26 protein-coding genes and 2 pseudogenes are annotated in these 19,590 nt (G+C 50.1%); 7 read left to right on the top strand and 21 right to left on the bottom strand.

The genetic code is table 11. The features are described from left to right. Positions 1-197: pseudogene (gene tnpA, locus BEB42_RS13370) on the top strand (IS200/IS605-like element IS609 family transposase); the annotation flags it as partial. A 36-nt stretch (positions 198-233) separates the two neighbouring features. Here tnpA and BEB42_RS13365 read toward each other — a convergent pair. Then, positions 234-548, bottom strand: a pseudogene (locus BEB42_RS13365) (TetR/AcrR family transcriptional regulator); the annotation flags it as partial. A 271-nt stretch (positions 549-819) separates the two neighbouring features. Here BEB42_RS13365 and BEB42_RS13355 point away from each other — a divergent pair. Beyond that, entirely contained in the window at positions 820-1,614 is a 795-nt protein-coding gene (locus tag BEB42_RS13355; protein ID WP_001351393.1) for a DUF2686 family protein, read from the top strand. A 70-nt stretch (positions 1,615-1,684) separates the two neighbouring features. Here BEB42_RS13355 and rplI read toward each other — a convergent pair whose 3' ends face one another. From rplI to rpsF, 4 genes are read right to left on the bottom strand one after another with little or no spacing between them, the layout of a single operon-like run. After that, on the bottom strand, positions 1,685-2,134 hold the full coding sequence (gene rplI / locus BEB42_RS13350) for a 50S ribosomal protein L9 (protein ID WP_001196062.1): 450 nt from the start codon (positions 2,132-2,134) through the stop codon (positions 1,685-1,687). Between the two features lie 41 nt (positions 2,135-2,175). Beyond that, on the bottom strand, positions 2,176-2,403 hold the full coding sequence (rpsR, locus tag BEB42_RS13345; RefSeq protein ID WP_000135199.1) for a 30S ribosomal protein S18: 228 nt from the start codon (positions 2,401-2,403) through the stop codon (positions 2,176-2,178). A gap of 4 nt (positions 2,404-2,407) precedes the next feature. After that, a complete protein-coding gene (gene priB, locus BEB42_RS13340; RefSeq protein ID WP_001296681.1) occupies positions 2,408-2,722 on the bottom strand; it encodes a primosomal replication protein N in 315 nt (104 codons plus the stop codon). 6 nt (positions 2,723-2,728) lie between these two features. Further along, positions 2,729-3,124: a 30S ribosomal protein S6 gene (rpsF, locus tag BEB42_RS13335; RefSeq protein ID WP_001216676.1), complete on the bottom strand. Its 396-nt coding sequence runs from the start codon at positions 3,122-3,124 to the stop codon at positions 2,729-2,731. Between the two features lie 326 nt (positions 3,125-3,450). On the opposite strand from rpsF, the gene yjfY reads away from it, so the two are divergent. Further along, complete coding sequence (yjfY, locus tag BEB42_RS13330; protein WP_000492914.1) at positions 3,451-3,726, top strand: DUF1471 family protein YjfY; 276 nt, start codon at positions 3,451-3,453, stop codon at positions 3,724-3,726. Positions 3,727-3,800: 74 nt separating this feature from the next. On the opposite strand, the gene BEB42_RS13325 is transcribed toward yjfY, so the two are convergent. The 7 genes from BEB42_RS13325 to ulaA all read right to left on the bottom strand — a co-directional run bounded on the left by BEB42_RS13325 (position 3,801) and on the right by ulaA (position 8,855). Further along, a complete protein-coding gene (locus tag BEB42_RS13325; protein ID WP_000996728.1) occupies positions 3,801-4,352 on the bottom strand; it encodes a YagU family protein in 552 nt (183 codons plus the stop codon). Positions 4,353-4,448: 96 nt separating this feature from the next. Continuing rightward, on the bottom strand, positions 4,449-5,135 hold the full coding sequence (gene ulaF, locus BEB42_RS13320) for an L-ribulose-5-phosphate 4-epimerase UlaF (protein WP_001170812.1): 687 nt from the start codon (positions 5,133-5,135) through the stop codon (positions 4,449-4,451). Further along, positions 5,135-5,989, bottom strand: coding sequence for an L-ribulose-5-phosphate 3-epimerase UlaE (gene ulaE, locus BEB42_RS13315; protein WP_000949539.1), 855 nt, complete (start codon positions 5,987-5,989; stop codon positions 5,135-5,137). Before ulaE ends, ulaF begins: the two co-directional genes overlap by 1 nt. A 9-nt stretch (positions 5,990-5,998) precedes the next feature. Continuing rightward, entirely contained in the window at positions 5,999-6,649 is a 651-nt protein-coding gene (gene ulaD, locus BEB42_RS13310) for a 3-keto-L-gulonate-6-phosphate decarboxylase UlaD (protein WP_000056760.1), read from the bottom strand. A 13-nt stretch (positions 6,650-6,662) separates the two neighbouring features. Continuing rightward, positions 6,663-7,127: a PTS ascorbate transporter subunit IIA gene (gene ulaC / locus BEB42_RS13305; protein WP_000776505.1), complete on the bottom strand. Its 465-nt coding sequence runs from the start codon at positions 7,125-7,127 to the stop codon at positions 6,663-6,665. Between the two features lie 9 nt (positions 7,128-7,136). Then, positions 7,137-7,442 (bottom strand): PTS ascorbate transporter subunit IIB, encoded by a 306-nt coding sequence (gene ulaB, locus BEB42_RS13300; protein ID WP_000218360.1) that lies wholly within the window; start codon positions 7,440-7,442, stop codon positions 7,137-7,139. A gap of 15 nt (positions 7,443-7,457) precedes the next feature. After that, positions 7,458-8,855: a PTS ascorbate transporter subunit IIC gene (ulaA, locus tag BEB42_RS13295; RefSeq protein ID WP_001300695.1), complete on the bottom strand. Its 1,398-nt coding sequence runs from the start codon at positions 8,853-8,855 to the stop codon at positions 7,458-7,460. 354 nt (positions 8,856-9,209) lie between these two features. On the opposite strand from ulaA, the gene ulaG reads away from it, so the two are divergent. Both ulaG and ulaR read left to right on the top strand, forming a co-directional pair. Then, positions 9,210-10,274 carry an L-ascorbate 6-phosphate lactonase gene (gene ulaG / locus BEB42_RS13290; protein ID WP_001295191.1) on the top strand — a complete coding sequence of 355 codons (1,065 nt, stop codon included), beginning with the start codon at positions 9,210-9,212 and terminating at the stop codon, positions 10,272-10,274. Positions 10,275-10,381: 107 nt separating this feature from the next. Further along, complete coding sequence (ulaR, locus tag BEB42_RS13285) at positions 10,382-11,137, top strand: HTH-type transcriptional regulator UlaR (protein WP_000133631.1); 756 nt, start codon at positions 10,382-10,384, stop codon at positions 11,135-11,137. On the opposite strand, the gene yjfP is transcribed toward ulaR, so the two are convergent. Next, the gene (gene yjfP / locus BEB42_RS13280) at positions 11,134-11,883 is read right to left on the bottom strand and encodes an esterase (RefSeq protein WP_000569708.1); all 750 of its coding nucleotides are present in this window, start codon (positions 11,881-11,883) and stop codon (positions 11,134-11,136) included. The two genes, ulaR and yjfP, sit on opposite strands and share 4 nt — an antisense overlap. Positions 11,884-12,064: 181 nt before the next feature. Here yjfP and bsmA point away from each other — a divergent pair, with 181 nt between their 5' ends. Next, the gene (gene bsmA / locus BEB42_RS13275; RefSeq protein WP_000254636.1) at positions 12,065-12,394 is read left to right on the top strand and encodes a biofilm peroxide resistance protein BsmA; all 330 of its coding nucleotides are present in this window, start codon (positions 12,065-12,067) and stop codon (positions 12,392-12,394) included. A 148-nt stretch (positions 12,395-12,542) separates the two neighbouring features. Then, positions 12,543-12,818 carry a DUF1471 family protease activator YjfN gene (yjfN, locus tag BEB42_RS13270; RefSeq protein ID WP_000811566.1) on the top strand — a complete coding sequence of 92 codons (276 nt, stop codon included), beginning with the start codon at positions 12,543-12,545 and terminating at the stop codon, positions 12,816-12,818. Between the two features lie 116 nt (positions 12,819-12,934). On the opposite strand, the gene BEB42_RS13260 is transcribed toward yjfN, so the two are convergent. The 8 genes from BEB42_RS13260 to rlmB all read right to left on the bottom strand — a co-directional run bounded on the left by BEB42_RS13260 (position 12,935) and on the right by rlmB (position 19,560). Continuing rightward, positions 12,935-14,560 (bottom strand): isovaleryl-CoA dehydrogenase, encoded by a 1,626-nt coding sequence (locus tag BEB42_RS13260; RefSeq protein WP_001339483.1) that lies wholly within the window; start codon positions 14,558-14,560, stop codon positions 12,935-12,937. Between the two features lie 83 nt (positions 14,561-14,643). Then, positions 14,644-15,807: a glutathionylspermidine synthase family protein gene (locus BEB42_RS13255; protein ID WP_000943976.1), complete on the bottom strand. Its 1,164-nt coding sequence runs from the start codon at positions 15,805-15,807 to the stop codon at positions 14,644-14,646. 2 nt (positions 15,808-15,809) lie between these two features. After that, the gene (locus BEB42_RS13250) at positions 15,810-16,448 is read right to left on the bottom strand and encodes a DUF1190 domain-containing protein (RefSeq protein ID WP_000101644.1); all 639 of its coding nucleotides are present in this window, start codon (positions 16,446-16,448) and stop codon (positions 15,810-15,812) included. A gap of 9 nt (positions 16,449-16,457) precedes the next feature. Next, complete coding sequence (locus BEB42_RS13245) at positions 16,458-16,856, bottom strand: DUF350 domain-containing protein (protein WP_000547760.1); 399 nt, start codon at positions 16,854-16,856, stop codon at positions 16,458-16,460. 17 nt (positions 16,857-16,873) lie between these two features. Further along, positions 16,874-17,533 carry a YjfK family protein gene (locus BEB42_RS13240; RefSeq protein WP_000012553.1) on the bottom strand — a complete coding sequence of 220 codons (660 nt, stop codon included), beginning with the start codon at positions 17,531-17,533 and terminating at the stop codon, positions 16,874-16,876. A gap of 50 nt (positions 17,534-17,583) precedes the next feature. Continuing rightward, positions 17,584-18,282, bottom strand: a complete 699-nt coding sequence (locus BEB42_RS13235; protein WP_000511955.1) for a PspA/IM30 family protein — start codon at positions 18,280-18,282, stop codon at positions 17,584-17,586. Positions 18,283-18,300: 18 nt separating this feature from the next. Further along, positions 18,301-18,702: a YjfI family protein gene (locus BEB42_RS13230; RefSeq protein WP_000220137.1), complete on the bottom strand. Its 402-nt coding sequence runs from the start codon at positions 18,700-18,702 to the stop codon at positions 18,301-18,303. 126 nt (positions 18,703-18,828) lie between these two features. Next, positions 18,829-19,560, bottom strand: a complete 732-nt coding sequence (gene rlmB / locus BEB42_RS13220) for a 23S rRNA (guanosine(2251)-2'-O)-methyltransferase RlmB (RefSeq protein ID WP_001293282.1) — start codon at positions 19,558-19,560, stop codon at positions 18,829-18,831. Between the last annotated feature and the right edge of the window lie 30 nt (positions 19,561-19,590).

The following is a 19,590-nucleotide window of genomic DNA, read 5'->3' as shown; positions in this document are numbered from 1 at the left end:
AACTGGCGATATCCAGTCTGGTAAACAGCCTCAAAGGCGTATCGGGTAGGTTACTGCGACGAGATCGACCAGATATTGCAGTCAGGTATTACTACAAAGGCGTTTTGTGGAGTCCTGGCTATTTTGCCAGTAGCTGCGGAGGTGCGCCAATATCCGCCATCCGTCAATACATTGAACAACAGCAAACACCTGGTTAGGTGGAAAACCGCGCCGTATATCCCCGCCCTGAAGGACGGGGTTTTACGGCGCACCAGATAAACCAGGCCAAGCGTATGCTGGTTGATCAAATAATATCCCCCAAGCGCAGCAATATTAATATTCACCTGCAATGGGTCGATACCTGGCTTAAAAATATTGTATTTCTTCCCTTCATCCAATAAGGATTCCATTAACTGCAAGTGCGCATGGTTAATTTCTAAGAGACGCTGTGATTTTGCATAATGCACACCTTTACTTTGATTTTCACTATGCACAATTTTTAAAAACCAAGGGTTAGCAATAGAATAATCCCATGTAAAATCAATAATTTTCTCAATGGCTTTTTGTGGCTGGTTAACCAGATGATTAACAAACGCACCGATACCAACAGCGTAGAATAATTACATACCGCACAACAAGAATGTATGGTGGAAGGCGTGGAAGTCATTTTCTCCCCGGGGGCATCGTTATATCCATAATGAGCGATTTTTGATATTAATATCTTTCACCATCCGCTATTTTCACTACTTCAGAAAACAAACTTATTTTTATTAATATCGATTCTTTTTCTGTGAACATCAGCTGCGATATTTATAAAAACATTAAACAGGTAACATTACAATGACATTACCAACGACTATTTATTCATTTCCTGCATATTCACCCCATTTTTCGTCCACCGACAAACCAGTAAAATTAAAATTTCATCAATATGCACGTGCTACATTACTGCCAAATCGTGGAAGAGATCATAATTGCGATGGCAGACGTACTGTTGAGATCCACAAACTAGATCTCTCTGACTGGCAAGCATTCAATAAGTTAGCAACGAAGTGTAATGCTTACGATGGAGTAACAATGAATGGTGATAATTCTTTTGGATGGAACCATGAAGCTACATTAGATAATATTCACGCCCAGAAATACAATAAAGCTTACGCGGGTGCGAGGTTAACCGCAGAACTGAAATATTTATTGCAAGATGTCGAATCCTTCGAACCCAACAGTAAATACACAATACACGAGGTTGTTTTGGGACCTGGTTATAGTACTCCAGACTATACCGGCCAAACGATAGGATACGTTGTAACCCTTCCTGCCCAAATGCCTAATTGCTGGTCATCTGAACTACCAACAATCGATCTTTATATCGACCAACTTCGCACTGTTACAGGCGTTTCTAATGCCCTCGGATTCATCATTGCTGCATTGCTAAACGCGTATTCTGATTTACCCCATGATTTGAAAATTGGTCTACGTTCCTTATCAAATTCAGCAGCAATCTACTCGGGTTTAGGTTTCGAGCGAGTGCCGCAGGACCGAGACATAAGGAGTGATCGTATGCATCTAACGCCAGCAAACCATCCTGACTTATGGACACAAGAGAATGGTGAATGGATCTACTTGCGAAACTAATACCTGACGAAAAATAGAAAGCAAAACGCCGACCAATGGTCGGCGTTTTTACGTCTCGTTGAATAACGAATTATTCAGCTACTACGTTTACGATCACTTTCGCGAATACTTCGCTGTGAACCTGGAAGCTCACTTCGTGTTCGCCAGTGGTACGCAGAACGCCGTTCGGCAGACGAACTTCGCTCTTAGCCACTTCAACGCCAGCTGCAGTTACAGCGTCAGCGATGTCGCGAGTACCGATGGAACCGAACAGTTTACCTTCGTCGCCAGCTTTAGACGCGATGGTAACAGTTTCCAGTGCATTGATTTTCTCAGCGCGAGCATTAGCAGCTGCCAGAACTTCAGCCAGTTTAGCTTCCAGTTCAGCGCGACGTGCTTCGAAGAATTCAATGTTTTTCTTGGTAGCTGGAACAGCTTTACCCTGCGGTACCAGGAAGTTACGAGCATAGCCCGCTTTAACGTTTACCTGATCACCCAGGCTACCCAGGTTTGCTACTTTATCAAGCAGAATAACTTGCATTACCTTATCCTCTCAAAGTCGTATTAATGGACCGTGACCGATTACTGATGGCGATCAGTGTACGGCAGCAGGGACAGGTAGCGAGCGCGTTTGATAGCGCGAGCCAGCTGACGCTGGTATTTTGCACGGGTACCGGTGATACGGCTTGGGACAATCTTACCGCTTTCGGTGATGTAGTTTTTCAGCGTAGCGATATCTTTATAGTCGATCTCTTGAACGCCTTCCGCGGTGAAACGGCAGAACTTGCGACGACGGAAATAACGTGCCATATGGCTAGTCTCCAGAATCTATCAATTCAATCTGCTCGGCATGCAAAACCATTTTGCTCAGTCCGTTCTTTGCCTTGTGGCATGAAATGAACCCCTGAACGGTTATGCGACTGCCGACCGTTATACTGTGAGTAATGGCCTGGTTTTCGTGTCCGCTAACAATAACGGGCATTTGGCACCACGCCTGCCGGTGAAAACCGGCTTCCTCCTGCACAGAACGATGCTCAAGCACGAACTGGCAGTGAGGAATTCCTGATGGACTGACCTTTCGAAGGGGAGTCCTGCACACGGTGCCGGACAACACCAGACGGTTGGTCATCAGAAATTACTCTTCAGAATCCCCAGCTTCAGCATCATCAGCGGTTTCGTTTGCGAAATCATCGCGACGCTCACGGCGCTCGTCTTTCGCTTTAACCATCGGAGATGCTTCGGTAACAGCGTGCTTGGTACGCATAACCATGCTGCGGATAACGGCATCGTTGAAGCGGAAGGTAGTTTCCAGCTCATCGATCACTTCCTGCGGAGCTTCAACGTTCATCAGAACGTAGTGTGCTTTGTGCAGTTTGTTGATCGGGTAAGCCAGCTGACGGCGGCCCCAGTCTTCCAGACGGTGGATCTTGCCTTCTGCACCAGTGATGGCAGCAGTGTAGCGCTCGATCATGCCCGGAACCTGTTCGCTCTGGTCAGGATGGACCATAAAAACGATTTCGTAATGACGCATCGAATTGCTCCTTACGGATTATTCAGCCTCCTGTCTGGGTCAGCCGAATCCCGGGGAGGCAAGGAACGTGTTAAAGGTCGGCTGAAAAATGACGCGTTATAGTACTTGTATGCCCCGCTAAACTCAAGGGCAGAGCCGAAATAAATCTCCCCTTTCGCAATTAACCTCTAAACCGCTGATTTGGAGTTCATCACACTTCATCATGGTGTTTTTTTGAACAACTGCATCAGAAATGGTCACCATCAACTTCTTTATCATTGATTAAAATTAAATCAGAAGATCATCACAGAGGAGAGCACACAAAGTCAGCCGTCGAGGAGGTATCTATGTTCAGTCGAGTTTTAGCCCTTCTGGCTGTGCTTTTGCTAAGTGCAAATACATGGGCAGCCATTGAAATTAATAACCACCAGGCCAGAAATATGGACGACGTACAGAGCTTAGGCGTGATTTATATCAATCATAATTTCGCCACTGAAAGCGAAGCACGTCAGGCATTAAATGAAGAGACAGATGCGCAGGGCGCAACGTACTACCACGTAATTCTGATGCGGGAACCGGGGAGTAACGGCAATATGCACGCCAGCGCGGATATTTATCGCTAGCACCAGGTATAACCAACGAAACATTGCCATAGTTTGCTTTGCCCCCTTCGCAGGGGGCTTTTTTATACGGTTATTCACCGAATTGCGACTTCCGGATCTGGCTCATGAGTAATGCGATTACGTAAGTCGCGGCGCATAATCTCTATTATCCAAAACCAGAAAATATGCCCCAGGATTTCAGACGCATATTCGTCAAAAGGCAATTGAGTGAGCGGCGGCGTTAAATTCAGCGCCGGGCAAAATATACCGTGGACTGCCACTGTCACAATAAGCCCTGCTAATATCCCCTGCCATAATTTCACTTTCGGAAAAATTTCCGCGACAACACAATACCCTATCGCAAAAACCAGTGAGAAGATGATATGCGTCACCATCACCGGGTTGATAATATGTTCCGAGAATGTGTACACAGTTTGGGTTGGGTCGATACCTAAATAATCTCGTAGAAAGATATACGGCGGGTTAAATTCATCGCGACCACCGGAAAATGTGCGCGGTGGCAAGGGGACTTCCGCTCCCCATTTAACAAATGCTGAAATAATTCCTGAAAGTACACCCACAAGTAACGCAACGCCATAGCGGCGACGTTGCGGATCCGTTCTGACAAACAATCCATTGATAGCCATAAAAACACCTGTTGTTTATACGATTTTTTAACTGAAGCGGCCCCGGAATCAGACCAATTACATCCCGCAGGAGGTAATAATTCCGGGGCGCACTGCTTACTTCTGCCCGTAATAGGCGTTAGGACCGTGCTTACGCATGAAGTGTTTATTCATGAGGAAGCTGTCGATGTGATTGAGTTGTGGATTAATACTGCGCGCAATCCACGCCATTTTCGCCACTTCTTCCATCACTACCGCGTTATGCACCGCGTCGTGGGCATCTTTCCCCCAGGCGAACGGTCCGTGCTGATACACCACAATTCCCGGCGTATGCAGCGGCTCGGCGTTGCCCAGCGTTTCGATAATCACTTTGCCAGTGTTCAGTTCATACTCACCCTGCACCTCTTCTTCGCTTAATCCACGCGTACACGGGATGTCACCAAAGAAGTAGTCAGCGTGCGTGGTGCCTAACGCCGGGATCGCCAGCCCCGCCTGCGCCCATGCGGTAGCATGAGTGGAGTGGGTATGGACAATGCCGCCAAGCGACGGATAACGACGGTAGAGTTCAAGATGCGTCGCGGTGTCGGAAGATGGGCGATACTCCCCTTCCACCACCTTACCGCTCATATCGACCACCACCATATCGTCTGCTTTCATGGTTTCGTAGGCGACGCCGCTGGGCTTGATCACCACCAGCCCGCGTTCGCGGTCGATAGCGCTGACGTTGCCCCAGGTAAAGGTCACCAGCCCATAGCGCGGCAGATCCATGTTGGCTTCAAATACCTGCTGTTTTAGCTTTTGCATTATGCCGCCTCCACCATGCCCGCTTTCGCCATGCGCGCTTTCACCCAATCACGCGCTTTCGCCACTTCTGCCGCCGGGTCTTCCGCCGTTTCGCTCCACATCTCAATCAGGTACGGCCCGCAATAGCCACTCTGTTTGAGCGTTTCGAAACAACGTTCGAAATCCACTACACCTTCGCCAAACGGCACGTTTTTGAAGACGCCAGGTTTGGTGTCTTTCACATGTACCGCGACGATATGCCCGATTCCGGCCTGCAACTCCATCTGCACATCGTTGTCCCACGCCGACAGGTTGCCGATATCCGGGTAGAGCTGGAACCACGGGTTGTTGAGATAGTGCGCGTAACCCAGCGCCTTGCTGATGGAGTTCATCAACGGATAATCCATGATCTCCATCGCCAGCGTCACCTGCGCGCGGCTCGCCATCTCAACGCTCTCTTTCAGGCCGTCACGGAAACGACGACGCGTTTCGTTATTGGCTTCCTGATAGTAAACGTCATAGCCCGCCAGCTGGATCACGCGAATGCCGACGTCCTGGGCGAACTGGATAGCTTTACGCATAATCTCCAGCCCCTGCGCCCGCACCGCGTCATCTTCACTGCCCAGCGGGAAACGACGATGAGCAGAAAGGCACATGGACGGCACGCGCACGCCGGTTTCAACAATCGCATTCACCAGCGCCAGACGCTGCTCGCGGCTCCAGTCGAGGCGCGACAGGCGCTCGTCAGTTTCATCTACCGACATCTCGACAAAATCGAAGCCCAACGTTTTTGCCAGTCGCAGGCGTTCCAGCCAGCACTCCCCGGCGGGGAGCGCTTTTTCATAGATGCCAAGCGGGATTTGTTTGGACAACATATCCGCTCCTTAGCCCCACAGTTCGGCGATGGAACGTTTGAACTGACGCGCGGCTTCAACCGGAGAAGCGGCATCACGGATGCTGCGACCGGCGATAAACACATGAATCGGAATACCTTTGAACAGCGGCAGATCTTCCAGCGCCAGGCCACCGGTGACGGTGACTTTGAAGCCCATATCGGAAAGACGTTTGATCGCGGTAATGTCCGCTTCGCCCCACGCTACGCCTGCGGCCTGCGCGTCACGGCTGCGGTGATAAACCACCTGCTGAATGCCTGCGTCACGCCACTGCTGCGCCTGTTCCCAGGTCCAGTAGCCGGTCAATTCGATCTGCACGTCGCCGTTAAACTCTTTTGCTACGTCCAGCGCGCCTTTGGCGGTGTTGATATCCGCACAGCAAATTACCGTCACCCAGTCAGCGTTGGCTTCGAAGCACATACGCGAAAGGATTTTGCCCGCATCAGCAATTTTAGCGTCTGCCAGTACGATTTTGTGCGGGTAGAGCGCTTTCAGGTCACGAACCGCACGCACGCCTTCGCCCACGCACAGAATGGTACCCACTTCGATAATGTCGACTTCTTCGGCAATCAGGCGAGTGGTTTCGTAGGCGCTATCCATAGTCTGGTTGTCCAGCGCGACTTGCAACATCGGTAATGACATCTTCAATTCCTTCTTAAGCTGCCGCGTTGGTGCGGTCAATGAGATCCAGTACTTCCTGCTCGGTACGGCAGGCACGTAAACGGTCGAAATTTTCTTCATCTTCAAACAGGTTGACGATCTGCATGATGCCCACTTCCTGGTGCGTGTTGGCATCGACCGCCGCCATGGTGATGAGGATATCCACCGGGTCGTTATCTTCGTGGTTGAACTCCAGCGGCTTTTTCAGCGTCACCAGCGCAAAACCGGTTTTCTTAACGCCCTCTTCCGGGCGACCGTGCGGCATTGCCAGGCCTGGTGCGAGCACAAAGTACGGACCGTGCTGTTCAACCGCATCCAGAATCGCCTGGTAGTAACGCGGCTCGACAACATCCGCCGCCACCAGCAGGTCAACGCCGATTTTTACTGCGTCCTGCCATGTCTCAGCTTCAGCCTGCAGGCGGATGGATTTATTCTCCGCCAGCGAATCACGTAATTTCATGGCGCGTCCTTACTTCACATCCTGCGGGAAATGCGCTTTGATCACTTCCAGCAGTTTCGGGCCAAAGTCGGCAGGAGAGAGCATGTTGCGCACGCCAACCACGTATTTGTTGCCGGTCACGGTGATTTCGCCCGCAATGTGCGTAGAAGCGATGATGATATCCGCGCCGCTCAACTCGCTTTTGTATTCGCCAACCGCGCAGCTATTTACCGTGTGGTCAATGTTTGATTGGGTTAAAAACTGGTCCACTTTCATCTTCATGATCATGGAACTGCCTTGTCCGTTGCCACACACAGCCAGAATACGTACGGTCATAATCAAAACTCCTTATTAAGCAGACTGTTCTGCCAGTTGTTTTTCTGCATCTTCTTCTGCGCGCAGTGCGCGGCCAGCGAAGAACATATAAGCCAGTGCAATTACAATGATGACGGCCATAAAGGCGATACCGATGGAGAAGAAGCCCTGCATCATCGGCGGTGCCAGAATCGACCAGTCCGCCATGCCCATCCAGGCGCTCATACCGGTGAGTTTCACCGCCCAGACGCAGCCAAAGATTTCAATCATCCCCATCACCAGACATATCTTCAGCGCCGCACGCCAGCCGCCGAAGTGGTTAGCGAACACGCCGATGGTGGCGTTGGAGAAGAACATCGGGATAAAGCCGGGAATAATCAGGATCGAGGAACCGCAGGCGACCAGGATGCCAACCGCAATCAGCTGACCGATGGTGCCCCACATAAAGCCCCAAACCACGGCGTTCGGCGCGAAGCTATAGATAGCCGCACAGTCAATCGCCAGAACCGCACCAGGGATCAGGCGCTGGGAGATACCGTTAAATGCTTCAGAGAGTTCCGCCACAAACATGCGCACGCCCTGAGTGATGATGAAGATCGCCACCGCGAAGGAGAAACCAGTTTGCAGGATGTACACCGTCCAGTTCACTTTGCCTGCCATCGCCTGCACGGTGTCGATACCGAAGGAGAGCAGAATGGCACCAAAGAAGATGGTCATCACAATCGCCGTGGAGACGATGTTGTCGTGGAAAATATTCAGCCAGCCTGGCAGTTTGAGGTCTTCAACGCTTTCCTCTTTTTTGCCGAGGAACGGCGCAACTTTATAGGCAATCCATGATGCAAACTGTTGCTGGTGACCGATGGAGAAACCGCAGCCGTCCGTCACTTCCTGAGTCGGCTTGTACATCATGTTGGAGGTAATGCCCCAGTAGAGCGAAACCAGAATCGCCGTGCAGATAATGGTTGTCCACATGGAGTAGCCGAAAATAAACAACGTAACGGCAATCAGCCCCGCCTGCTGGAACATGATATGACCAGTCAGCATGATGGTACGAATACCGGTAATGCGACGCAGCAGCACGTAACAGATGTTCAGCGCCAGCGCTAACAACACCGCGTAACCTACCCAGCTATAGGCATCGCCCATGCGGTCGATGGTTGCCATCATCGACGCGTAAGTATCGGAAATTGCGCCGTTAATGCCGTAGACTTCGGACATTTTCGCCACCACCGGTTTGAAGGTGCTGGTGAGGATGCCGGACCCTGCCTGCAACAACATGAAACCAATTATGGTTTTAATCGTGCCTTTAATAATAACGCTGACACTTTTGCGCAGTAGGATGTAGCCCAGACAGGTCACAATACCCAGCAACAACGGGGCATTGGTCATGACCTGGTTAAAAAACACGGTAAAGATGTTGTAGAGGATCTCCATAACGATCTCCTGAAGAAGAGGTAACCGGGTATTCCACACACCCGGAATGTTGTGCACTCACTCTAATTTTCAAAAGTAATCACAACAAGATTATTTATGATTAAATGTGACGCGACCCGCAAATAATTCCACATGGATAGAATGGGATTCACACAACGAAACAACTATTCATTTAAATTCATTTAGTTAATTGAATTACACATTCCATTAAATCTTTCCACACTCAAAATCAACAACCACTTCCCTGGCAAAAAGTCAAAAAATGGTCATTGCCTTCCTGAAAAAATAGTGTCAGGATTAATCAAAACCAATCACACATTGATTCGAATTGAACAATCATGAAGGTAAATGGCGATGAGTAAAGTGAAAAGTATCACCCGTGAATCCTGGATCCTGAGCACTTTCCCGGAGTGGGGTAGCTGGTTGAATGAAGAAATTGAACAAGAACAGGTCGCTCCAGGCACATTTGCGATGTGGTGGCTTGGCTGCACCGGGATCTGGTTGAAATCGGAAGGTGGCACCAACGTTTGCGTTGATTTCTGGTGCGGCACTGGCAAACAAAGTCACGGTAACCCGTTAATGAAACAGGGTCACCAGATGCAGCGCATGGCTGGCGTGAAAAAACTGCAGCCAAACCTGCGCACCACCCCGTTTGTTCTTGATCCGTTTGCGATTCGCCAGATCGACGCGGTACTGGCGACTCACGATCACAACGATCATATCGACGTTAACGTTGCTGCTGCCGTGATGCAGAACTGTGCTGATGACGTACCGTTCATTGGACCGAAAACCTGTGTGGATTTGTGGATTGGCTGGGGCGTACCGAAAGAGCGTTGCATCGTGGTCAAACCGGGCGATGTAGTAAAAGTGAAAGACATTGAAATTCATGCGCTTGACGCTTTCGACCGTACTGCACTGATCACCCTGCCTGCCGATCAAAAAGCGGCTGGCGTACTGCCAGATGGCATGGACGATCGCGCAGTAAACTACCTGTTCAAAACCCCTGGCGGTTCCCTATATCACAGTGGCGATTCCCACTACTCCAACTATTATGCGAAGCACGGTAACGAACATCAGATCGATGTGGCGTTAGGATCGTATGGTGAGAACCCGCGCGGTATTACCGACAAAATGACCAGCGCCGATATGCTGCGTATGGGTGAAGCCCTGAATGCGAAAGTGGTTATCCCGTTCCACCACGACATCTGGTCAAACTTCCAGGCCGATCCGCAAGAGATCCGCGTGCTGTGGGAGATGAAAAAAGATCGTCTGAAGTATGGCTTCAAGCCGTTTATCTGGCAGGTTGGCGGCAAATTTACCTGGCCGCTGGATAAAGACAACTTCGAGTACCACTATCCGCGCGGTTTCGATGATTGCTTCACTATTGAACCGGATCTGCCGTTCAAGTCATTCCTGTAATCTGTCGTTTATACCGGATAGCGTGGAGAAGTTCGCGCTATCCGGCGTAGTATTTCCTGGCTATTTCAAATATCATCTAAAAAAATCAAATTTTATCGGAATAGCTCATGACTGAAGCACAAAGACATCAAATCCTCCTGGAAATGCTCGCACAATTGGGCTTTGTGACCGTTGAGAAAGTCGTTGAGCGTCTGGGAATTTCGCCTGCCACTGCGCGACGCGATATCAATAAACTTGACGAAAGCGGCAAACTGAAAAAAGTGCGCAATGGCGCAGAAGCTATTACCCAACAGCGCCCGCGCTGGACGCCGATGAATCTGCATCAGGCGCAGAATCACGATGAAAAAGTACGTATCGCTAAAGCGGCCTCGCAGCTGGTTAATCCGGGCGAAAGCGTAGTCATCAACTGCGGCTCCACCGCGTTTCTGCTTGGGCGGGAAATGTGTGGCAAGCCAGTGCAAATCATCACTAATTATCTACCGCTGGCAAATTACCTGATCGATCAAGAACATGACAGCGTGATCATTATGGGCGGACAGTACAACAAAAGTCAGTCCATCACTTTAAGCCCGCAGGGCAGCGAAAACAGTCTCTATGCCGGGCACTGGATGTTTACCAGCGGCAAAGGACTGACAGCAGAAGGGTTGTATAAAACCGATATGCTGACGGCAATGGCAGAGCAGAAGATGCTGAGCGTGGTAGGGAAACTGGTGGTACTGGTTGATAGCAGTAAGATTGGCGAACGCGCGGGAATGCTTTTTAGCCGTGCCGATCAAATTGATATGCTGATCACCGGCAAAAATGCTAACCCGGAAATCCTGCAACAACTGGAAGCGCAAGGGGTCAGCATTCTGCGTGTTTAAAGATGCTGGCGGAAAAATGTCACTGCAGCATCTAACGCCTCAGGCGTAATGCGGTGACGCACGCCTGGCTGCCATGAACAGGTTAGCAGTTTATCCCGTCCCGTCTCGCTTAAGGCCTGCTGCAAACGTAGTGATTCGTCGGCAGGCACAACGTCATCGTCGAGGCCATGCCACAGCAGTAGAGGTCTGTCACTAAGTTGTTCCAGGTGGTTTGTCGCTTCCCACTCTGCCAGCGGCGCGACAATGTTATTGAATTCATTCTGCTGTGCTGTCGTTTCAGGTATCAGCGGTGGAAACAGTGAACGGGCGAGTGATGTAAAATAGCCCGATCCCATCATGCTGGCGGTACATCTCACCGTGGGGTGGCGAGCGGTAATCCCCAGTGCCGTCATCGCGCCCATCGACGCACCACCGACTGCCAGACGGTCATCAAGCAGCCAGTTTTCTTCGGCTATTGCCGCACGTAAAGTAGTGAATTCCTGCATACTTTGTAGCAAGATTTGCCAGAATTGATTTAACCGCCGCGCTGCGTCACCACTAAAACGGCTACCGTGATCGGGCGCATCCGGCATGATCACTCGCAAACCAGCCTGCGCCAGCGCAACGGCAAAATAGCTATACACCAGACTGGATGAAGTAAAGCCGTGATAAAAAATTACGCACGGTAACGGGGTATCTTTTTGCCCGACAGGATAAGCATGAAGAACGGGAATATCTGCCAGCTCGCGTGATTCTATTTCAATCATCTGTCTCTCCTTTTTGTCTGGTATGACATGAAGAAATCCTTAGCACAAGTTTCTGCTGGCGGTATTAGTTCATAATGTTGAGATGTGGGTTACGCTTTCGTCACGTTTTCATTCGAAAATCGCGTACCAGGTAACAATTCGGGAACATTCCCCCAAAGTTAAATTAATAAGGCACTACACTATGGTTAGCAGGAAACGTAATAGCGTTATTTACCGGTTTGCCAGTTTATTATTGGTGTTGATGTTAAGTGCCTGTAGCGCACTGCAAGGTACGCCACAGCCAGCACCGCCAGTAACGGACCATCCGCAAGAGATTCGCCGCGACCAGACGCAAGGGTTACAGCGAATAGGCAGCGTAAGCACGATGGTTCGGGGTTCTCCGGATGACGCATTAGCAGAAATCAGAGCGAAAGCTGTCGCTGCAAAAGCTGATTATTACGTTGTCGTCATGGTGGACGAAACCATCGTGACAGGACAGTGGTATTCACAAGCCATTTTGTACCGTAAATAAATCAGACAACTTACATAGTCAGCTTTACATTGCTTTGCGTCCCTATGCGTTTACCTGTGCACAATAAATTACCGGCTGGAAGCCTGGGCGTTTATTACCGCGATGGAATGCCCTGCAACATGTGGGGAAACGAAAAATGGAGCTGACGATGAAACAATTACTTGCCTCACCCTCGCTGCAATTAGTGACTTATCCTGCGAGCGCCACGGCACAGTCTGCAGAATTCGCCAGTGCTGACTGCGTGACGGGCCTGAATGAAATAGGTCAGATCTCAGTTAGCAATATTTCAGGGGATCCGCAGGACGTGGAACGTATCGTGGCGTTAAAGGCCGATGAACAAGGTGCGTCATGGTACCGCATTATTACCATGTACGAAGACCAGCAGCCTGATAACTGGCGCGTACAGGCGATACTGTATGCATGAGTGTCATCTACAGCAAATGAACAATGCCGGATGCGGCGCGAGCGCCTTGTCCGGCCTACAATTTTCACATATTTCATTTAGTTAATCGAAACCAGCGTCGCATCAGTCGTATACGCTTACACACACACTCCCCCCGTCGCCCGCAGCAATAAATCATTCTGGATCTGCTCTGACAACCGTACGCCGCCGCGCGTATCTAACATCACCTGACACCACGCCTGCGCCATTGGCGGAGAAGCATATTTCAACATTTGCGCACCGCAGCCCAGCAGGAATAGCTGATGAGTAATCTCTCGCCTCAGTTCTTCAGCTGGCTTACGCAGCTGCTGCTGTAAACGACGAACCGCGCGATCAAAATAGCGATCCTGCCCTTTCACTTCCACAAACGCTTCCGACAATAAGTCGTATACGCCCGCTTGCTTATTGAGAACGCGCAGCACATCCAGGCACATAATATTGCCGGAACCTTCCCAAATACTGTTTACCGGCATCTCCCGGTAAAGCCGCGGCAGCTCGCTCTCCTCGCAATAACCAATGCCGCCCAGCACCTCCATCGCTTCGGCCACAAACGGCATACCTCTTTTGCAGATCACAAATTTTGCCGCAGGCGTAAATAAACGCGCCCACAGGGCTTCTTTGGCATCGGCACGCCGGTCCCACGCTCGCGCAAGACGAAACAGCAACGCCGTTTGCCCTTCAAGCTGAAGTGCCATGCGACTTAAGACATGACGCATAAGGGGCTGTTGGATCAATGGATTACCAAAAACATGGCGTTGATGTGCATGATAAATCGCCAGCGAAAATGCACGGCGCATCATGGCATGGCTACCCAGGGCGCAATCAAAACGCGTCATCCCACCCATTTTCAGGATCAGACGAATTCCTTCCCCTTCCTGCCCCAACAACCAGCCAATGGCATCCTGAAACTCCACTTCGCAGCTGGCGTTAGAGCGATTACCCAGCTTATCTTTCAGCCGCTCGAGGCGAATCGCGTTGCGTTGCCCGTCAGGCAAAAAGCGCGGCACAAAAAAGCAGGACAAACCGCCCGTAGTCTGCGCCAGCACCAGATGCGCATCGCTTTGCGGCACCGAGAAAAACCATTTATGCCCCACCAGCCGATAAGAGCCATCTTCCAGGCGCTCTGCGCGGGTGGTGTTGCTCATGACATCGGAACCGCCCTGCTTTTCCGTCATTCCCATGCCAATCAACAAACCGCGTTTTTGCCCACCTGGCAATAAGTGAGAATCGTAGCGATCGCTCAGCAGCGGCGTGGTCCAGTCCTGAAACGGCGCGGGTAACATCTGTAACAGCAATGGCGTGGCGGCAAAGGTCATGGTTATCGGACATAACGACCCTGCCTCAACCTGTGCGTGCAACATAAAACGCGCCGCGCGCGCCACAAATGCGCCGGAGCGAGCGTCTTCTTCCCAGGCAAGATTGTGCACCCGATTGGTACATAGCGCCTGCATCAGCAGGTGCCAGGCGGGGTGAAAACGCACATCGTCCAGACGGCGTCCTTGCGCATCGTAGCGCAATAATTCAGGCGGATTCACATTCGCCAGCCGCCCCAGTTCAAGGGATTCAGCCGTTCCTAACTGCTGACCAATACTGGCTAGAAAATCGCTATCCCAGCCGGCACCTTCACGCGTTACCGCTTCGCAGAGCGCGCCATCAGACAGGTATAAGTTGCTGTTATTTAATGGTATAGGTTGATTAAAAACGGTGTGAGTTTGCCAGTGCACTGTGTATCCCTCCATCAATGGCAGTCACCATTAGTATGGTCACTGCCATGGATTCCTGACAGAAAGAGATTGCTAAAACATTCTTAGCCAGCAATGTAATGCGGAACGAAACGAGAGGTGTCTTTGGTGATCAGCGTGTTATCTTCACGGATCCCCATTCCGCACGCTTCATCATCGACAATCCAGCTACCGATGAGTGTGTAGCTATCGCCAAATCGCGGCAGAGGTTGAAACGCCTGGTAGATCATCGGTTCATCGGCGTAATCACCATCAGCGTGGTCAACGACGTTATTCTGACCGTCGAAAATGGTGACGTTTCCGCCTTCGCGCGAGTAGATCGGTTTACGCACATAGCTTTCGCCAGCGGCAATCTGCGATTTTTCACCCTCAAACCAGGATGCAAGAAGGTTAGGATGACCAGGGAAGAAGCGCCAAAGCAGCGGCATTAGCCCTTTATTACTCAAGATACTTTTCCATAACGGCTCCACCCATTGCTCGCGACGCTTGCACAGCAGCGGACCGTTATCGTCACGCATCATCCACTCCAGCGGATACAGCTTAAATGCACGCTGGATGACATTATCATCAAGATCGGTCAGTACACCGCCGACGCCCAAACCGAGATCTTCAATGTAGATAAACCGCGACTCCTGCCCTGCCTGCTGAGCGCAGTCCTGCAAGTACAGCACGGTAGTCCTGTCTTCATCGGTGTCCTGACAGCAGCAGAAATAAAACGGCTCCCGGCTATAAAGCTCGCTAAAGCGTGAAATCAGGCGTTCCTGAATGGCATTGTACTGATCGGCATCACGCGGAATAATGCCGCTGCGCCGGGCATCCTCCAGCCACAACCACTGGAAATAAGCCGACTCATACAACGAGGTCGGCGTATCGGCGTTGTACTCCAGCAGCTTCACCGGCGCATTGCCACACCAGGCAAAATCCATCCGGCCATACAGCGAAGGATCGCGTGCGCGCCAGCTTTCGGCGATCACATCCCAGTACAACGGCGGGATCGCCAGTTGCGTCAGGATCTCTTCGTCTTTAACCGCGCGATCCACCACCTCAAGGCACATCTGATGCAGTTCCGCAGTCGGTTTTTCGATCTGCTCTTCAATCTGGCGCAGAGTAAAACGGTAAGCCCCACTCTCGTCCCAATAGATTTCATTGTCGATGATATGAAAGTCGAAACCGTTGTTAGCGGCGATCTGGTCCAGATCCCGTCGCACAGGAACGTTGTGTCTCAGCATGATTAGCCTCCCCAATGCCCACGGGCGCTGGAAGAACGACCATAGCCGCCGCGCGAAACGGTTGACGCTTTTTTGGTGGTAAAGCCGCCTGAAGAGTAAGACTCTTTTTTGCCAGAACCGGAGCGCCAGGAGTAATCACCGGAAGTGTTGCGCCAGACGGGGCGGGAAGCAAATGAGGATCCGCCGCTGTTATAGACGAACGGCTCATCGCGATCTTTACGAATAACTCGGCTTAACAAAAATCCAGAAACGACCGGGATCCAACTCTGTTCAACATTGTCGTAGTAGCAATTTTCGTACTTAGACTGACAATTCTGCTGAGTCATATTCTTCGGAACATCGGCATAAAATGCCGCTTTGGCGTTGTTCCAGCCACGCGCGCAAATGTCGGCATTATTACCGTCATCAATACAATCCTGCACTGTCGAATAAAACGTTCCGTCGCCGTCGTTATCGACATCGCCACTTTCACTCCATCCTTTGACTATTAAAAAAACGGCACCGCCCATTAGCACCAACGTTAAGTATTTTTGTGCGTAGCGATTGCGGCGCGGCTCAAAAGGATTATGCGGTCTTCCAATGCGACTGATCGCTCCGTGACCAAATTTACTGTTATTTCTTGATTTGCGTTTTCTGGCCATGATCGTCCATTACCATGTCATACAAGCTGCGTTAAAAATACCACCAGCCAGTGCGGCGGTTCCCATAAACATTCCTGCTGCGGTATTGTGATTAATAATTTTTTCGCTTAATGCGGGCATATAAAGTCTGACACCAGCAAAAACGAGTAACTGAATCACCAGTGCAATCCCGCCCCAGGCGAAATAGTCTGGAATACTCACCGCATTGATTGCCGCACTGGATAAGGGGATCACGTAACCCAACAATGTACCGCTGAATGCCAGTGACGCCGCGGTATTATTGTTTTTGATTAATTGCCATTCGTTGTGCGGTGTAATTTTGGAGTAGATAAACAGAAAAATAATCACCATAGCCACGCCAATAAAAAAATAGGCACTAAAGGCAAGAAGTGAATCCAGTATATGCATTGTAAACGTCCTTGTAATTAACCAATAATATGAAGTGATGTCAGCGGGATATCGACACCCAACGCGCGCGAAAATAACCACTCTGGCTCGCCGAGATCGTTAAAAGATTCCTCACCATTTAACAGCAAATATTCGTAAGTATCTTCGGTTACTTGGCGTTGGTAGCCCATGGTAAAATTATGGACCTCCCATTTGGCATGGTTTTGATTTTCTACTTTTTCCAGCATGTAGACGGGTTCGATATTTCCCGGTTCTTCGCTGTTAAAAAATCGCTGCCAGCGTTTTTCCTGCCAGTTTAAGATCATTGCCCCCATCACTTTGGCGTTGATCGCCTCGCGCCAGTGACTCTCTTTACTGATACCGTAGCTCTCTTCATAGACAAAGAGCTTGATATCATCAATGTCATCAATATCTTCGCCGCCGGTGGTATTGATTTGCAGAAATTCATCGCCTGAAGTGTAGTAGCGGAAAATCTGACTACCGCCGCCCAGATCGATGTGGCTGACAGCGGCTACCGTAAATTCCTCACCCGGCAGCGCAATCAGCAATTCATCTTCCAGCAAACGAAACGCTAACGTGTCGAGCGTAAAGCCACTATTGAGATGAAGTCCCAGCGGACCGCGAGCGATAGCAGGCTTATTATCCTTGCCAAACAGACGCTGGAAAAAACCAGACATATTTTATCCTTAAAATAGTTGCCAGCCTTTTAGCGAGGCTGGCAAAAAAATTACTCGCCCTGTTGGCGTTGCAGTCTTGCTAATACATCCTGGGCGCTACTTTTATTGCTACCGCCAATTCCGGCTTCCGCCAGCTTTTCATCAAGATCGCGACCGTCTGCGACTTTTTCCAACTGTGCAGCAGCATCCAGGCGAGCCTGACGTTCGGCCTGACGCGTTTGCAGGCGTTTTAAGGATTCTGCCGCTGTCGAAACGCTGGAAGATGCGCCAACGGTAGAGGTTGTTACAGCCTGTTGTGCACGCTGCATGGCTTCAGTGGCTTTAACGACTTCCATTTGCTGCTCAAACTGAGCGATACGCTGCGCTGTCGCTGTAACTGCTTTTTCCACGCCATCACGGGAGACTTCCAGATTCGACAACACTTGCTCTTCAGCGGTAATGAGATTCTCAAGGCGCGCGATTTCTTCAGCAACTTCGTTAATCAACGACGGATTAACGTTCTTGCTTAACGCTTCCAGCGCACGGGCTTCCAGACTGGCTTTGCGCTCACGTAAATCTTTCAGCTTATCGTGACTTAATTTCACCCGCGCCAGCAGATCAACGCGAGATTTTCCGGCTTTATCGAGTTCAGCTTTAGCGTCACGAATATGCTGTTCCAGCATGCGCACGCCCTGGGTTTCTTCAATGGATTCTTCCGCCTGGGAGATAAACGATTTCCCCAGCGTAAATAAACTTTTTAAAATTCCCATAAATACCCGTCCTTGTAATTAGTGTGAATATTCTTCTGTAATTTCAGCCAGATCCAATGCGTTATCTACCAGCGAGGTTATCTCAAGCAGGATATCTTCAAGAGAAGATTTAAGCGATAACGCCCCGAAAACAATGTAATACTCTTCCTGTTGCACGCTGGAGATTCCTACCGATGACAACGGCATCATCTTCTGATTTCTTAATAAGAAGGTATTAAATTCATCTGGATTGCTGATACTACTTACCGGACAAATAAAGGTTTCGATAATCATTTGGCGGGAAGTAAAAAGAATATTGATTTGCAAATCGCCATAATCATTCATTTTAATAATTAATGCGCTCTCGCTATTTGTCACATCAATATTTTGTTCAGGTACAGTTTGCAGCGCCGTCGCCAGCGCCAACGGATTCCATGTCATATATTATTCCATATAGATTTAGTTTAAATATTAATAAAATGAATATTTGCAGTACGTAATTATCTTACCAGCTATAGACAAAAAAAAACCATCCAAATCTGGATGGCTTTTCATAATTCAGACGAACTAGCTGCGCTGACGAACCGCTTCAAATAAGCAAATTCCGGTTGCAACCGAAACGTTCAGGGAAGAAACACTTCCTGCCATTGGGATGCTGATCAACTCATCGCAATGTTCACGGGTCAGGCGACGCATACCTTCACCTTCCGCGCCCATCACCAGCGCCAGGCGTCCGGTCATTTTGCTCTGATAGAGTGTATGATCCGCCTCGCCTGCCGTACCGACGATCCAGATATTCTCTTCCTGCAACATACGCATGGTGCGCGCAAGGTTAGTCACCCGAATCAGTGGAACGCTTTCTGCCGCGCCGCAGGCTACTTTTTTCGCCGTAGCGTTGAGCTGTGCGGAGCGATCTTTCGGCACAATCACCGCGTGAACGCCAGCAGCGTCCGCGCTACGCAGGCACGCGCCGAGGTTGTGCGGATCGGTTACACCGTCGAGGATCAGCAGGAACGGTTGATCGAGCGAAGCGATCAGATCCGGCAGATCGTTTTCCTGATACTGACGTCCTGGCTTCACGCGGGCGATAATGCCCTGATGCACGGCACCGTCGCTTTTCTCGTCGAGATATTGGCGGTTTGCCAACTGGATAACCACGCCCTGAGACTCAAGGGCGTGAATCAGCGGTAACAGACGTTTATCTTCACGGCCTTTTAAAATAAAGACTTCCTGAAAACGTTCAGGGGCGCGCTCCAGCAGGGCCTGCACTGCGTGGATGCCGTAAATCATTTCGCTCATTAATGTACTCGTTGTTTACGTTTTGCCTGA

The organism is Escherichia sp. MOD1-EC5990, assembly GCF_002965285.1.
GTDB classification, from domain to species: Bacteria; Pseudomonadota; Gammaproteobacteria; order Enterobacterales; family Enterobacteriaceae; genus Escherichia; species Escherichia coli_F.
This window is presented reverse-complemented; position numbering and strand designations above follow the sequence as displayed.